13 protein-coding genes are annotated in these 13,108 nt (G+C 73.3%); 8 read left to right on the top strand and 5 right to left on the bottom strand.

From position 1 onward, the window contains the following. Positions 1 to 6 precede the first annotated feature (6 nt). The 3 genes from coaE to N912_RS0143925 all read left to right on the top strand — a co-directional run bounded on the left by coaE (position 7) and on the right by N912_RS0143925 (position 3,480). Entirely contained in the window at positions 7 to 1,260 is a 1,254-nt protein-coding gene (gene coaE, locus N912_RS58445) for a dephospho-CoA kinase (RefSeq protein WP_051581636.1), read from the top strand. 145 nt (positions 1,261 to 1,405) lie between these two features. Continuing rightward, a complete protein-coding gene (locus N912_RS61300) occupies positions 1,406 to 2,026 on the top strand; it encodes an RNA polymerase sigma factor (protein WP_028927453.1) in 621 nt (206 codons plus the stop codon). Further along, positions 2,023 to 3,480, top strand: a complete 1,458-nt coding sequence (locus N912_RS0143925) for a hypothetical protein (RefSeq protein ID WP_028927452.1) — start codon at positions 2,023 to 2,025, stop codon at positions 3,478 to 3,480. Before N912_RS61300 ends, N912_RS0143925 begins: the two co-directional genes overlap by 4 nt. A 64-nt stretch (positions 3,481 to 3,544) precedes the next feature. Here the strand turns inward: N912_RS0143925 and N912_RS0143920 are convergent, their stop codons facing one another. Further along, entirely contained in the window at positions 3,545 to 4,051 is a 507-nt protein-coding gene (locus tag N912_RS0143920; RefSeq protein ID WP_051581635.1) for a ribonuclease FAU-1 family protein, read from the bottom strand. Between the two features lie 41 nt (positions 4,052 to 4,092). On the opposite strand from N912_RS0143920, the gene uvrB reads away from it, so the two are divergent. Together uvrB and N912_RS58435 are read left to right on the top strand one after the other, a co-directional pair. Continuing rightward, positions 4,093 to 6,234 (top strand): excinuclease ABC subunit UvrB, encoded by a 2,142-nt coding sequence (gene uvrB, locus N912_RS0143915; protein ID WP_028927450.1) that lies wholly within the window; start codon positions 4,093 to 4,095, stop codon positions 6,232 to 6,234. Between the two features lie 222 nt (positions 6,235 to 6,456). Then, positions 6,457 to 7,683: a glycosyltransferase 87 family protein gene (locus N912_RS58435; RefSeq protein WP_084211868.1), complete on the top strand. Its 1,227-nt coding sequence runs from the start codon at positions 6,457 to 6,459 to the stop codon at positions 7,681 to 7,683. Positions 7,684 to 7,768: 85 nt separating this feature from the next. On the opposite strand, the gene mug is transcribed toward N912_RS58435, so the two are convergent. Further along, positions 7,769 to 8,311: a G/U mismatch-specific DNA glycosylase gene (gene mug / locus N912_RS0143905; protein ID WP_051581642.1), complete on the bottom strand. Its 543-nt coding sequence runs from the start codon at positions 8,309 to 8,311 to the stop codon at positions 7,769 to 7,771. A gap of 86 nt (positions 8,312 to 8,397) precedes the next feature. Here mug and N912_RS0143900 point away from each other — a divergent pair, with 86 nt between their 5' ends. After that, positions 8,398 to 8,985, top strand: a complete 588-nt coding sequence (locus tag N912_RS0143900; RefSeq protein ID WP_028927448.1) for a nuclear transport factor 2 family protein — start codon at positions 8,398 to 8,400, stop codon at positions 8,983 to 8,985. A 16-nt stretch (positions 8,986 to 9,001) separates the two neighbouring features. Here the strand turns inward: N912_RS0143900 and N912_RS0143895 are convergent, their stop codons facing one another. Genes N912_RS0143895 through N912_RS0143885 form a run of 3 tightly spaced genes read right to left on the bottom strand, consistent with a single transcriptional unit; the run spans position 9,002 to position 10,749 of the window. Continuing rightward, positions 9,002 to 9,421: a hypothetical protein gene (locus N912_RS0143895; protein ID WP_156994373.1), complete on the bottom strand. Its 420-nt coding sequence runs from the start codon at positions 9,419 to 9,421 to the stop codon at positions 9,002 to 9,004. A 9-nt stretch (positions 9,422 to 9,430) separates the two neighbouring features. Then, positions 9,431 to 9,838: a cupin domain-containing protein gene (locus tag N912_RS0143890; RefSeq protein ID WP_051581634.1), complete on the bottom strand. Its 408-nt coding sequence runs from the start codon at positions 9,836 to 9,838 to the stop codon at positions 9,431 to 9,433. Then, entirely contained in the window at positions 9,835 to 10,749 is a 915-nt protein-coding gene (locus tag N912_RS0143885; RefSeq protein ID WP_028927445.1) for a LysR family transcriptional regulator, read from the bottom strand. Before N912_RS0143885 ends, N912_RS0143890 begins: the two co-directional genes overlap by 4 nt. A gap of 71 nt (positions 10,750 to 10,820) precedes the next feature. Here N912_RS0143885 and N912_RS0143880 point away from each other — a divergent pair, with 71 nt between their 5' ends. Together N912_RS0143880 and N912_RS0143875 are read left to right on the top strand one after the other, a co-directional pair. Beyond that, positions 10,821 to 11,753, top strand: a complete 933-nt coding sequence (locus tag N912_RS0143880; RefSeq protein WP_028927444.1) for an EamA family transporter — start codon at positions 10,821 to 10,823, stop codon at positions 11,751 to 11,753. A gap of 51 nt (positions 11,754 to 11,804) precedes the next feature. Beyond that, positions 11,805 to 13,061, top strand: coding sequence for a GAF domain-containing protein (locus N912_RS0143875; RefSeq protein ID WP_425415385.1), 1,257 nt, complete (start codon positions 11,805 to 11,807; stop codon positions 13,059 to 13,061). Positions 13,062 to 13,108 lie beyond the last annotated feature (47 nt).

The following is a 13,108-nucleotide window of genomic DNA, read 5'->3' as shown; positions in this document are numbered from 1 at the left end:
CCCGTCATGTTGCGGGTGGGCCTGACCGGCGGGATCGGGGCGGGCAAGTCGACGGTCGCCGGCCGGCTGGTCGAGCTCGGCGCGACGCTGGTGGACTCCGACGTGGTCGCCCGCGAGGTGGTCCGGCCGGGCAGCCCTGGGCTCGCCGAGGTGGTCGCCGCGTTCGGTGAGCGGGTGCTCGACGCCGACGGCGCGCTGGACCGGCCCGCGCTCGCGTCCATCGTGTTCGAGGACCCGGACGCCCGGCGCCGCCTGAACGGCATCGTCCACCCGCTGGTCGGCCGCAGGACCGCCGAGCTGGTGGCGGCCGCGCCGGCGGACGCGGTGGTCGTCCAGGACATCCCGCTGCTGGTGGAGAACGGCCTCGGCCCGGGCTTCCACCTGGTCGTCGTGGTGGGCGCACCGGTGGAGGAGCGGGTGCGCCGGCTGCGCGCGAACCGGGGGATGAGCGACCGCGACGCCCGCGCCCGGATCGCCTCGCAGGCCGACGACGACGCCCGCCGGGCCGCCGCCGACGTCTGGCTGGACAACTCCGGGTCTCCGGACGCCGCGGTCGAGGCCGTCGACCGGCTGTGGCGGGAGCGGCTGGTGCCGTTCGAGGAGAACCTCCGGTTGGACCGGCCCCGGGGTCCGATGCCGGTCCGGCTGGTGGCGCCGGACGAGCGCTGGCCGGAGCAGTACGCCCGGCTGGCCGCGCGGATCGAACGCGCCGTCGGCGAGGTGACCGCGCGGGTGGACCACATCGGGTCCACCTCGGTGCCCGGGCTGCCGGCCAAGGACGTGCTGGACATCCAGCTCGGGGTGGCCTCCGTGGACGTCGCAGACGTCGCCGACACGCTCGGCCCGGCGCTGCGCACGGCCGGATTCGTCGAGGTGCCGTGGCTGCGGTCGGACAACCCCACGCCGTCCAACCCGGACCCCGAGCGGTGGCGCAAGCGGCTCTTCACCTCTGCCGACCCGGGGCGGCCGGTGAACCTGCACCTGCGGGCGGTCGACTCACCCGGATGGCGGTACGCGCTGCTCTTCCGCGACTGGCTGCGCGCGGACGAGTCGGTCCGTACGGAGTACCTGGAGCTGAAGCGCCGCCTGGCCGCCGAGCACGCCGATGACCGGGCCAGCTTCGACTACGGGCGGGCAAAGGAACGGTGGTTCGACAGCGCGCTGCCCCGGGCCGACGCCTGGGCGCAAGCGACCGGATGGCGGATACCGTTCGACGACAACTCCGCCCAATTGGTGCCGGGCGATTCCCCAAAGGTGTAACGGACGGATCGCCACCTTCGACAGACCGAGTACGAGACGGAAGCCGTACCGGCATGCCGTCACCGAGATGGCGCGGTCTGCCCCCGAGCCGCGCCGATCTCCGAAGCATTCGAGGGCTGCCCGCTGATATCGAGGGGGGAACGACGTGAACCGGGAGATGGCCGCCGAGGCCACCCAGTACCTGGGTGACGATGCCACCCAGTACCTGGGTGACGCGGGGGCCACCGTAGCTACCGTTGCCGCGCCGGAGTCAAACCTGCGCGCGGAGTTCGGTGCTCATCTGGAAGCGAACTACCCCGCTCTGGTCGCGCAGCTCTGCATGATCACCCTGAACGCCACGGAAGCGCAGGACCTGGTGCAGGAGGCGTACTCGCGCGCCTGGCAGCGCTGGTCGCAGGTGCGTGAGCTGCCCAACCCGACCGGCTGGGTCCGGTTCATGGCGGTCCAGGGGAGCAACCGCAAATGGCGGCGGTTCCTGGCCAAGCTGGGCATCGACAGGTACGGCGGCAAGAACGCCGTACCGCCGTCTGACGACCCTCAGCACCAGGCCGTGCTGCACGCGCTCGCCCAGATGCCGCTGTACCGGCGCCGGGTGCTGGTGCTCGCCGACATCGCGCAGATGCCGCTCACCGACATTGCCGCACTGGAAAACCTGGACATCGGCGTGACCGAGGCGCGACTCGCATACGCGCAGCGCGAACTGACCGAAATCCTGTCGCAGGGCCCCACGACAGTGCCGCCCACCGCTAACTGGGAGGACATGTGAACGACAACGTCGACCTCGGGGCTGCCGCACTGCGCCGCCTCGACGAAGACCTGACCCAGTCCGTGATGCTCCCTCCGGTTGACGCGGTCATCCGGCGCGCGGACTCGATGAACCGCACCACGACCGCGGCGACCGCGGCCGTGCTGACGGTGGGAGCGCTGGGCGCGGTGACCGTCGTCGCGCAGTCCGTCGTCTCCGGTGGCGTGCCGCTGCCGGCGCCGGTGGCGCTGTCGCCGGCCTCTCCGATGGCGGCCCCCGCCGGCGCGGCCCCGCCGCCGGTCGCCGAGGTGCTCCAGCCCGGTGAGTCGCTGGTCCAGCTCAAGCAGGGTGTGGTGCCCCCGGCGGGCGCCCGCGGCCTGGGCGGTGGCGTCACCGTGCTGCCCAAGGGCTCCTCGGTGAGCTCGGACGAGGGAAGCCCTGTCGACGTCCGCGACGATGACGACGATGACGACGGCGACAGCGGTGGGCGCGACTGGGACAGCGACCACGGTCACCATCACGACCACGACGGTGACCACGGTGACCACGATGGTGACGGGAACCACCACCCGACGCCGACGACCAGGCCCCGGCCGCCGACGGACGACCCGTGGCCGCCGTCCGACCGCCCCTGGCCGCCGACGAACGGCCCCTGGCCGACCAACTGGCCGAAGCCGCCGACGGACCGCCCGTGGCCGCCGGTCGAGTGGCCGAACCCGGGCCGGCCCACGGACCGCCCGGACCCCTCGTCGTCCACCCGGCCCAGCACGCTGCCGGACCGTCCGGGCTCCCCGTCCGAGAAGCCGAGTGAGGGCCAGCGGCCCCCGGTCGGTTGGCCGCAGGCGCCGACCAACGGGCCGCAGCCTCCTGGCGGATGGCCGGGCGTGCCGGCCGGGACGCCGAGGCCTCCGGGGGTCGGTTGGCCGCAGCCCGGTGGCACGGCCCCGACGGCTCCGGCGGAGAAGCCGCAGCAGCCGTCCTCGGAGAAGCCCGCCGAGAAGCCGCAGCAGCCCTCGGCGGAGAAGCCGGCCGAAAAGCCGCAGCCGTCCGCCGAGAAGCCGCAGCAGCAGCCGACGACCGAGAAGCCGGCCGAGCAGCCCAAGCCGAAGCCGACCACGACCGAGGCCAAGCCTCCGGCCGAGAAGACGCAGACCACCAAGGAGACACCGAAGCCCGCGACCAAGACGCAGCACCAGCCCACGCAGGGCTCGGGCGGCGGTGGCTCCGACGAGAGCCCGTCGAGCAGCGGCCGGGGCAGCGGCTCCGGTGAGTCGAGCGGGCGAGGCGGAAGCGGGTCCGACGAGCGCCCGTCGGGCGGCGGGACCGGTGGGTCCGGCGAGGAGTCCAGTCGGGTGCACGGTTCGGACGCGAAGCCGGCCGCCTACCACCGGCCGGCCCCCGCCCCTGCCGCGGCTCCGCAGGGTGTCCGGCCCACGCCGGAGAACGCGCCCCCGAAACCGGCGCCGCACGGCTGAGCAAGAACGACCAACCGCCCCGATCCGGACACCCGGGTCGGGGCGGTTTCGTCTGTTCAGAGGGCTAGCGGCGGCGCCAGGTCAGGCTGATCCCCAGGTCGGACAGCCAGGCGTCCAGGTCGTGGCGGTGCGCGCCCAGCCCGGACAGCACCCGGTAGCTGGTGGCCAGCGCTCGCTCGGCGGCCGCGGTGTCCAGCAGCCCGGCGGCCACGGCCGACACGTACTCGTCGAGGTCGAGCACCCGGCTGTCGCGCCCGGTCCGGACCACGATGTCCAGGTAGTGGTCCACCGTCCGCCAGACGTCGCCGTCGCGTTCGATGTCCGCGATGTCGAGGTAGAAGTCCTGGTCACGCTCGTGGCCGGGGCGCCATCCCCAGTCCGTGACCCGGATGCCCTGCGCGGGCAGCAGCCAGGACTCGATCCAGTCCACCCTCGGGTGGTCCTGCATGGGCCGCATCAGGTAGAGGCCGAACGGCTCGACCCGGTACTCCTCGACCGGGCGAATAAACCCCTTCGGGTCGGTGTTGGTACGGGCGCGCACGTCGAACGTCTCGACCTTCGGCGGGTGCATCGACTCAGATACTGTCAGACCGAAGGCTTACCCTCGATACCGTGGCATTCGCGACCGAATACCCAGTTACCGCGCACTCGGACACCCGCCCGGTGGAGGCGATCCCCCGGGACGACGGCCGCTTCGAGGTGGTCAGCGAGTACCAGCCGGCCGGCGACCAACCGGCCGCCATCGACGAGCTGGAGCGCCGGCTGCGCGCCAACGAGCAGGACGTCGTGCTGCTCGGCGCCACCGGCACCGGCAAGTCGGCCACCACCGCCTGGCTGATCGAGCGGGTGCAGCGGCCCACGCTGGTGATGGCGCCGAACAAGACGCTGGCCGCCCAGCTGGCCAACGAGCTGCGCGACATGCTGCCCAACAACGCCGTCGAGTACTTCGTGTCGTACTACGACTACTACCAGCCCGAGGCGTACATCGCGCAGACCGACACGTACATCGAGAAGGACTCGTCGATCAACGACGACGTCGAGCGGCTGCGCCACTCCGCCACGATGAACCTGCTCTCGCGGCGCGACGTGGTGGTGGTCGCGTCGGTGTCCTGCATCTACGGCCTGGGCACCCCGCAGTCCTACCTGGACCGCTCGGTGCAGCTCGGCGTCGGCACCGAGATCGACAGGGACGCGCTGCTGCGCGCGCTGGTCGACGTGCAGTACACCCGCAACGACATGGCGTTCAACCGCGGCACCTTCCGGGTCAGGGGCGACACCGTCGAGATCATCCCGGCGTACGAGGAGCTGGCGATCCGCATCGAGTTCTTCGGCGACGAGATCGAGGAGCTCTACTACCTGCACCCGCTCACCGGCGACGTGATCAAGAAGGTGAACGAGGTACGGATCTTCCCGGCCACGCACTACGTGGCCGGCCCGGAGCGGATGGAACGGGCCATCCGGGACATCGAGGCCGAGCTGGAGCAGCGGCTGGCCGAGCTGGAGCGCCAGGGCAAGCTGCTGGAGGCACAGCGGCTGCGGATGCGCACCCAGTACGACGTGGAGATGATGCGCCAGGTCGGGTTCTGCTCGGGCATCGAGAACTACTCGCGGCACATCGACGGCCGGGGTGCCGGCACCGCGCCGTCCACCCTGCTCGACTACTTCCCGGACGACTTCCTGCTGGTCATCGACGAGTCGCACGTCACGGTGCCGCAGATCGGCGGCATGTACGAGGGCGACATGTCGCGCAAGCGCAACCTGGTCGAGTACGGCTTCCGGCTGCCCTCGGCCTGCGACAACCGCCCGCTGACCTGGGAGGAGTTCGCCGACCGGATCGGGCAGGTGGTGTACCTGTCCGCCACGCCGGGCCCGTACGAGCTGCAGCGCACCGGCGGCGAGTTCGTCGAGCAGGTGATCCGGCCGACCGGCCTGGTCGACCCGGAGGTCGTGGTCAAGCCGACCAAGGGCCAGATCGACGACCTGGTGCACGAAATCCGGGTCCGCGCCGAGCGCGACGAGCGGGTGCTGGTCACCACGCTGACCAAGAAGATGGCCGAGGACCTCACCGACTACCTGCTCGAGCTGGGCGTGCGGGTCCGCTACCTGCACTCCGAGGTGGACACCCTGCGGCGGGTGGAGCTGCTGCGGCAGCTGCGGCTGGGCGACTTCGACGTGCTGGTCGGCATCAACCTGCTCCGCGAGGGCCTCGACCTGCCCGAGGTGTCCCTGGTGGCCATCCTGGACGCGGACAAGGAGGGCTTCCTGCGCTCGGAGACCTCGCTGATCCAGACCATCGGCCGGGCCGCCCGGAACGTCTCCGGCCAGGTGCACATGTACGCCGACACGGTCACCGAGTCCATGCAGCGCGCCATCGACGAGACCGAACGCCGCCGGGCCAAGCAGATCGCGTACAACACCGAGCGCGGCCTCGACCCGACGCCGCTGCGCAAGAAGATCGCCGACATCCTGGACCAGGTGTACCGGGAGTCCGACGAGGTCCCGGTCGGCGGTTCCGGGCGCAACCAGTCCCGGGGCAAGCGCGCCGCCGGCGAGCCCGGCCGGGCCAGCTCCGGCGTGGTGCACGGGCGGGACACCTCGTCCATGCCGCGCGCCGAGCTGGCCGACCTCATCCAGCAGCTGTCCGACCAGATGCTCGCGGCCGCCCGCGACCTGCAGTTCGAGCTGGCGGCCCGGCTCCGGGACGAGATCGGCGAGCTCAAAAAGGAGCTGCGAGGCATGGACGCGGCCTCCTAGCTAGCGAACGCCCAGGCACGCACCTCGCGGCGTTCTCCCGCCCCTCGCGTGCTGAGCACGCGTCGGGACGCTCGGCCTTGCGATGCACGCACCTGGACGCCCGCTAGATCTCGCAGCCTGGCTATAACTCGTGCCGTGGGGGCGGACGGTCGGCGGTATGGGGTGCGGCGATACGGTGGGGTGGGAGTAGGCGAGGGATAGAGGGAGCGGGGAACCCGGGCTGTGACTGCGGCGGTTGGCACGGTGCGCGCTCGGGTCGGCGGTCTCGGGGCGCGGTTGCGGGAGCGGCCGGGGCTCATCTATCGGGTGTCGCTACCGGTGCTGGCGCTGGCGATCGTGGCGTTGTTGGTGCATCTGCACGGGTACTTCCTGGACCTGGAGGTGTATCGGCTCGGGGTTCAGGTGTGGCTGAGCGGCGGGGACATCTACGGGGCGTTGCCGCCGACCAGTACGGGGCTGGTGCTGCCGTTCATCTATCCGCCGTTCGCGGCGCTGTTGATGGTGCCGCTGGCGGTGACCGGGTGGACGGTGGCGTGGGTCGCGCTGTTCGTGGCGTCGCTGATGTCGCTGGCGGTCACCGTGTACGTGGTGCTGCGGCGGCTGTGGCCGTCGGGCGGGCGCGCGGGGGCGTTGGCGGCGGGGTCGGCGGTGTTGACGTTGACGCTGGCGCTGGAGCCCGTGCTGGAGACGTTCCGGTTCGGTCAGGTCAACCTGATCCTGATGGCGTTGGTGGCGGTGGACTGCCTGGCGGCGCGGACCCGGTGGCCGCGCGGGCTGCTGATCGGCATCGCGGCGGCGGTCAAGCTGACGCCGGCGGCGTTCGTGTTGTACTTCCTGCTGCGGCGGGACTACCGGGCGGCGGTGACCGCGGCGGTGAGCGCGGCGGTGGCCACCGGGGTGGGCGCGCTGGTCGCCCCGGGGGCGTCAGAGCGGTACTGGGGCGGCGGGATGTCCGGGGTCAGCGGCGTGAGCGGCTCGCCGTTCTTCACCAACCAGACGTTCCAGGCGGTGCTCGCCAGGGCAGGTGTCGGCGGGCTGGAGCTGAAGGTCGCGTGGCTGGCGCTGTCCGCGGCGGTGCTGCTGCTCGCGGTGCCGGTCATCCGCAGGTCACCCCGGCCGCTCGCGCTGATGGCCGTCGCCGGCGTGGCGCTGCTGGCCTCGCCCACCTCGTGGTCGCACCACTGGGTGTGGGTGGCCCCGGCGCTGCTGGTCGGCGGGGTGTCCGCGTGGCGGGCGGGGTCGCGGCTGTGGGCGGCGGTCACCGGGGTGCTCGCCGTGGTGTTCGTGGTGGCTCCGTTCCAGTTCATGCCGCACGACGTGACCGCCGGCCTCGAGCTGACCTGGTCGCCGGTCCAGCAGGTGATCGGCGCCAGCTACGTCATCGCCACCGTCGCCGTCTACGTCCTGCTCTGGCTGACCTGGCGCAACCGCCCCGCCGTACCCGCCTAGCCGCCGCCGCTGCTGCCCGCACACCAACTTCGCGCGCCGCACACGCGCTGGAGCAGGTGTGCCGGGCACGAACCGGGTGTGCGGTCTAGGCGGAGGCGGCGGCGCGCAGTCGGGCGAACTCGTCGGCGAGGGTGGGCAGGGTCCAGTGGGCGTTGAGGCCGCTCGGGTTGGGGAGTGCCCAGATGCTGGTGTCGCCGAGGCGTTCGTCCTGGCGGCCGACCACCGCCTTCGGCCGGCCGAACGCCGTGCGGTAGGCGGTGATGCCGACCACCGCCAACCAGGCCGGGCGGAGGCGCTCGGTCAGCTCGCGCAACCGCTCACCGCCGGCCCGCAGCTCGTCGGCGGTGAGCTCGTCGGCGCGCGCGGTGGCCCGCGCGACCAGGTTGGTCAGGCCGAGGCCGAGGGAGGGGAGCACGGACTGCTGGTCGGGGCGCAGCAGCGTCGGGGTGAAGCCGGAGCGGTGCAGCGCCGGCCAGAACCGGTTGCCCGGCCGGGCGAAGTGGTGCCCGGTGGCCGCCGAGACCATGCCCGGGTTGATGCCGCAGAACAGCACCCGCGCCGGCGGGTCGGCGGGACCGGGCAGCAGGTCGGGCAGCACGCCCACCCCGGCGCCGCCACCACCTGCCACGGCCGGCACTCTAGCGCCCGCCGCGCCGGCCACTCCGGGCGATCCGACGTTACTGTGCGGAGTCCAGGTTCGACGTCGGGAGAAGCATGGACGAGATCACCGAGATCACGCAGCTTGTGCTCAAGGAGCGCCAGGGACGTGACCGAGGTTGGTGGGAGCGGATGCGGCCGTGCTACGCCGACGATGCCGCCATCCGTCTGAGCTGGTTCCGAGGCGGCGGCGCCGAGTTCATCGCCGAGTCACAGAAGATGGCCGCCCGAGGCGATACCGCCCGGCACCGGCTGAGCCCGCCCGTGGTGCACCAGCAGGACGGCCGCGCGTTCGTGGAGCTTCCGGCGGTGATCGAGGTGCGCACGGTCGTCGACGACGTCGAGGTCGACCTTGCCTCGGCGGCGCGTCTCTACTTTCGCGTGGAGCGGCGCGACGGCCGCTGGCTGATCGCGTCGTTGGACCCCGTCTACGAGCAAGACACGATCACGCCCGTGCACCCCGGCGTGTCGCTGCGCATCGCGCCGGCCGATGTCGCGGCCTACCGGCCGCCGTACCGGTTCCTGTCCTACGTCTTCTCCCGGCGCGGCTACCGGATCGGCGATGACCTCTACGGCGACGACCGGCCCGAGGAGACCGCCCGCTTCTACGCCGACGCCTTCACCTGGCTGTCCACCGGCCGTTGAGCAGGAGCGGACCCGCTCAGATCACGCCGCCCATGGCGTACGCCGTCACCATGCCGGCCAGGAAGACCACCCAGCCGGCGGCCGCGGCCAGCAGCGGCGAGCGGCCCAGCCGGATGGCCACCCGGCCGCCGACCAGCGCCACCGCAAGGCCGGCGATGAGCGAGGCCATCGGCAGCACCACCACGATGGCGTGCATCCGCGCGGAGCACACCAGCCGCTCCGCCACCGCCGTGCAGCCCTTGATGGTCGCGCCCAACGGCCCCAGCGACATGAACCCGGCGACCAGGCCCACCGCCAGCAACGAGACCGTGGCCAACCCCCAGGCGGGATGCCGGGCGGCGAGCGCCGCGCGGCTGACCGCCGGGTGCGGATGATCGGCCAGCTCGTCGATCACCGGCCTGCGTTCGTCGGGGGTCGATGCCGCGCTGCCAGCCACGACAGCACTCTAGTGCCCTGGCCAGCGCCCGTGCTCGAGCAATACCGCCTCGTCCTCGCCGGGCCACGGCGGGGCGGTGAGCAGCAGCGCGCGCAGCGGCGCCGGCCCGACCGTCCGGAACTGGAACGCGGTGCCGGCGAGGATGCGCAGGCTGTCCTCCGCGCCGACCGCGCGCACCTCCTCCCGGCCGTCCGCCGCGCGCCAGAAGTCGGCCCGGCCGGCGAGCACGAACCACACCTCGTCGACCGTGCGGTGCCGGATCGGGCGGGACACCGCGCCGGCGGGCAGCGTGCACAACGCCATCCCGCCGCCCCGCACCCGAGGCAGCTCGTGCACCAGCGAACCGTCCGGCGCGGTGACCGCCCTGGCCCGCGCCAACGGCAGGTGCAGAAACGGGTCCTCGGCGTGCTCGGTCACCGCCCGGACCGCCGCACCTGGTCGGTCTCGGCGCGCAGCGCGTCCAGCACCGCCCGGGTCGCCGGCCTGGACAGCCCGCCGCGCCGGGTCACCGCCTCGACGTGCCGGGCGGCGCGCACCCCGGCCAGCTCGCGGCGCACCAGCCGCCGCCCGCCCCGGTCGTCGGTGGAGTAGCGGGGCAGCAGCGCCACCCCGAGCCCGGCCGCCACCAGCTCCTCGGTCACGCCGAAGTCGTTGATCCGCTGCACCACCCTCGGCTCGGTGCCGGTGCGCAGCGCTATCGAACGGAGCACGTCGTCCACGGGGAAACCTTCCTGCACGCTGATCCAGGACTCCTCGGTGAGGTCGACCAGCCGCAGCCGGCGGCGGCGGGCCAGCGGATGCCTCGGCGGCAGCACCACGTCCAGCGGCTCGCGCAGCAGGTGCGTGACGTCCCAGCGGTCCGAGGCGAACGGCGGGGCGTGCTCGTCGCGGTGGGCCACCACCAGGTCGAAGTCGGCGGTGAGCGCCGGCACCTCGGGCGGGGTCATGTTGACGTCGCTGAACCGAGGCTCGACGTGCGGCAGCTCGCCGACCCGGCGCAGCAGCCCGGGCAGCAGCAGCCGGGCGGCCGAGGCGAACATGGCGATGCGCACCACCCCGCGCGGCTGCGAGCGGTACTGCTCCACGGCGGCGTCGGCGCTGGCCAGCGCGGCCAGCACGGCGTCGGCATGGGCGACCAGGGCGTGCCCGGCGTCGGTGAGCCGCAGCCCGCGCCCGGCCGGCTCGGTCAGCGCCACGCCGACCTCGGCCTGCAGGGTGCGCAGCTGCTGGGAGATCGCGGACGGGGTGAACGACAGCGCCGACGCGACGGCCGACACCGACCCCCGGTCGGCCAGCTCACGCAGGATGCGCAGCCGGCGAACGTCCATGAAGCAACTCTAAAGTGCCAGCCAACTTCTTGTTGATTGTCTTTTCAGTTGAGCTCACCAACGGTGGGAAGGTGACGGTGCGGGACCGGTTGGCTGCGTTGCTCGTCGTGGTGCTGTGGGGCGGCAACTTCCTGGCCATGCACATCGCGCTGGAGCACTTCCCGCCGCTGCTGCTGGCCGCCGTCCGGTTCCTGGTGATCGCGGTGCCGACGGTGCTGCTGGTGCCCCGCCCGAACGTCAGGTGGCGGTGGTTGGTCGGCTACGGCTTCTTCTTCGGCACCGCGCAGTTCCCGTTCCTGTTCATGGGCATGAAGCTGGGCCTGCCGACCGGGCTGGCATCGCTGGTGCTGCAGGCCGCGGCGCCGTTCACGGTGCTGCTCGGGGCCGTGCTGCTGCGCGAGCGGCTGGCCCGGCGCCAGGTCACCGGGGTGCTGCTCGCGGTGGGCGGGCTGGCCGCGATCGCGGTGGCCCGCTCGGCGGTGGCGCCGGCGCTGCCGCTCGTCCTCGGCCTGCTCGCGGCGCTGAGCTGGGCGTTCGGCAACCTGTGCAGCCGCAGGGCGGACCCGGCCGAGCCGATGCGGTTCATGCTCTGGATGTCGGTGGTGCCACCGGTGCCGCTGTTCGCGCTGTCGTTGGCCGTGGAGGGGCCGGGGGCGATGGGGGAGGCGCTCGCCTCGGCGGTGACACCGGGCGGGTGGGCCGGGCTGGCGGCGCTGGGCTACCTGGTGCTGTGCGCGACGGTGCTCGGGCTGGGGGTGTGGACCGCGCTGCTGACCAGGTACCCGGCCGGCACCGTCGCGCCGTACTGCATGTTGGTGCCGGTGGTGGGCATGGGGCTGGCCGCGCTGGTGCTGGGCGAGCGGCCGAGCTGGGTGGAGCTGGTGGCCGGCGCGGTCATCGTGGGCGGCGTCCTGCTCGGTACCCCGCGCCCGCCGCGCCCGCGCGCACGCACCGAGGAGGGTGCGGCTGAGCGGGCTATAGCGGAGGTCACGCGGGCTACCTAGGCTGAGGCGCGGGCGGCGCGCGGTGGCCGGCGGCCGCTCGGAGGGATGCTGGTGGACGACGGTGTCTGCGCGGTCCGGCCCGGGGTGGACCTCGGCCGGCATGCGCGCCTGCTTGCCCAGGTGCACGACGCGTTGCTCTCCGGTGACCGGCCACCGGCCCGGCCGAGGAAGCTGGTGGAGCGGTCCTGGCGACGGGTGCGCGGGCACGGGGTGAGCCCGGACCAGGGCGACCCGCCCGGCCAGGTGTCCCTGGACGAGGTCGAGCAGCGGCGGCTGTCCACGCCGCTGGCCAGGGTGCTGCCCGAGCTGCGCGCCAGCCTCACCTCGATCGCCGACGACGCCCGGCACGTCATGGTGGTCACCGACGCGGACGGCATCCTGCTGTGGCGGGAGGGCGCGCCGGCGGTTCGGCACCGGGCCGACCGGCTGGGGTTCACCGAGGGCGCCGACTGGTCGGAGGGCATGGTCGGCACCAACGCGATCGGCACCGCGCTGGCCGAGGCGGCGCCGGTGCAGATCTTCTCCGCCGAGCACTTCGTTCGGACCCACCACCCGTGGACCTGCACCGCCTGCCCGGTGCACGACCCGCGCACCGGCGAGCTGATCGGCGCCGTGGACGTCAGCGGCCTGGCCGAGACGGTGCACCCGACGACCGTCGCGCTGGTCTGCACCGCCGTGAAGCTGGCCGAGGCGAGCCTGTGGCACCAGCACGAGCGCCGGCTGGAGACGCTGCGCACGGTCGGCGCCCCGCTGCTGGCCGCCGCCCGAGGACCGGGCCTGGTGGTCGACGACCAGGGCTGGGTGGCCGCCGTGACCGGCATGCCCAGCCTGGACCGGGTGCCCGCGCCCCGGCCCGGGCAGCCGCTGGCGGTGCACGGCATCGGCGTGTGCCAGCCCGAGCCGGTCCCCGGCGGCTGGCTGCTGCGCGCCGAGGACCCCGGGCGGGCGCCGCGCCGGATGCGGCTGCTGCTCGAGCTCGACCACCGGCCGCCCCGGGCGATCGTGGAGGGCACCAGCGTCTGGCTGCACCCGCTGTCCACCCGGCACGCCGAGGTGCTGCTGTTGCTGGCGCTGGCCGGCCCGGCCGGGATGAACGCGGCCCAGCTGAGCCGGGCGCTGTACGGCGACGGCGAGCACCTGGTCACGGTCCGCGCCGAGCTGTCCCGGCTGCGCCGCACCCTGGGCGGGCTGCTGCAGGCCCGTCCGTACCGGATCGCCCCGTGGGTGGAGGCGCGGACCACCGGGCTGGCCGGCAGCGCGTTCGTGGCCCGCTCCGCCGCGCCCGGGGTCCGCGCACTCAACCCGTGAGTGGCTAGGGCCGCTATGACGGCCCTAGCCACTCACGGGTTCAGGTG

The organism is Actinospineispora acaciae DSM 45401 (assembly GCF_000620785.1).
In the GTDB taxonomy this organism is placed as follows: domain Bacteria; phylum Actinomycetota; class Actinomycetes; order Mycobacteriales; family Pseudonocardiaceae; genus Pseudonocardia; species Pseudonocardia acaciae.
This window is presented reverse-complemented; position numbering and strand designations above follow the sequence as displayed.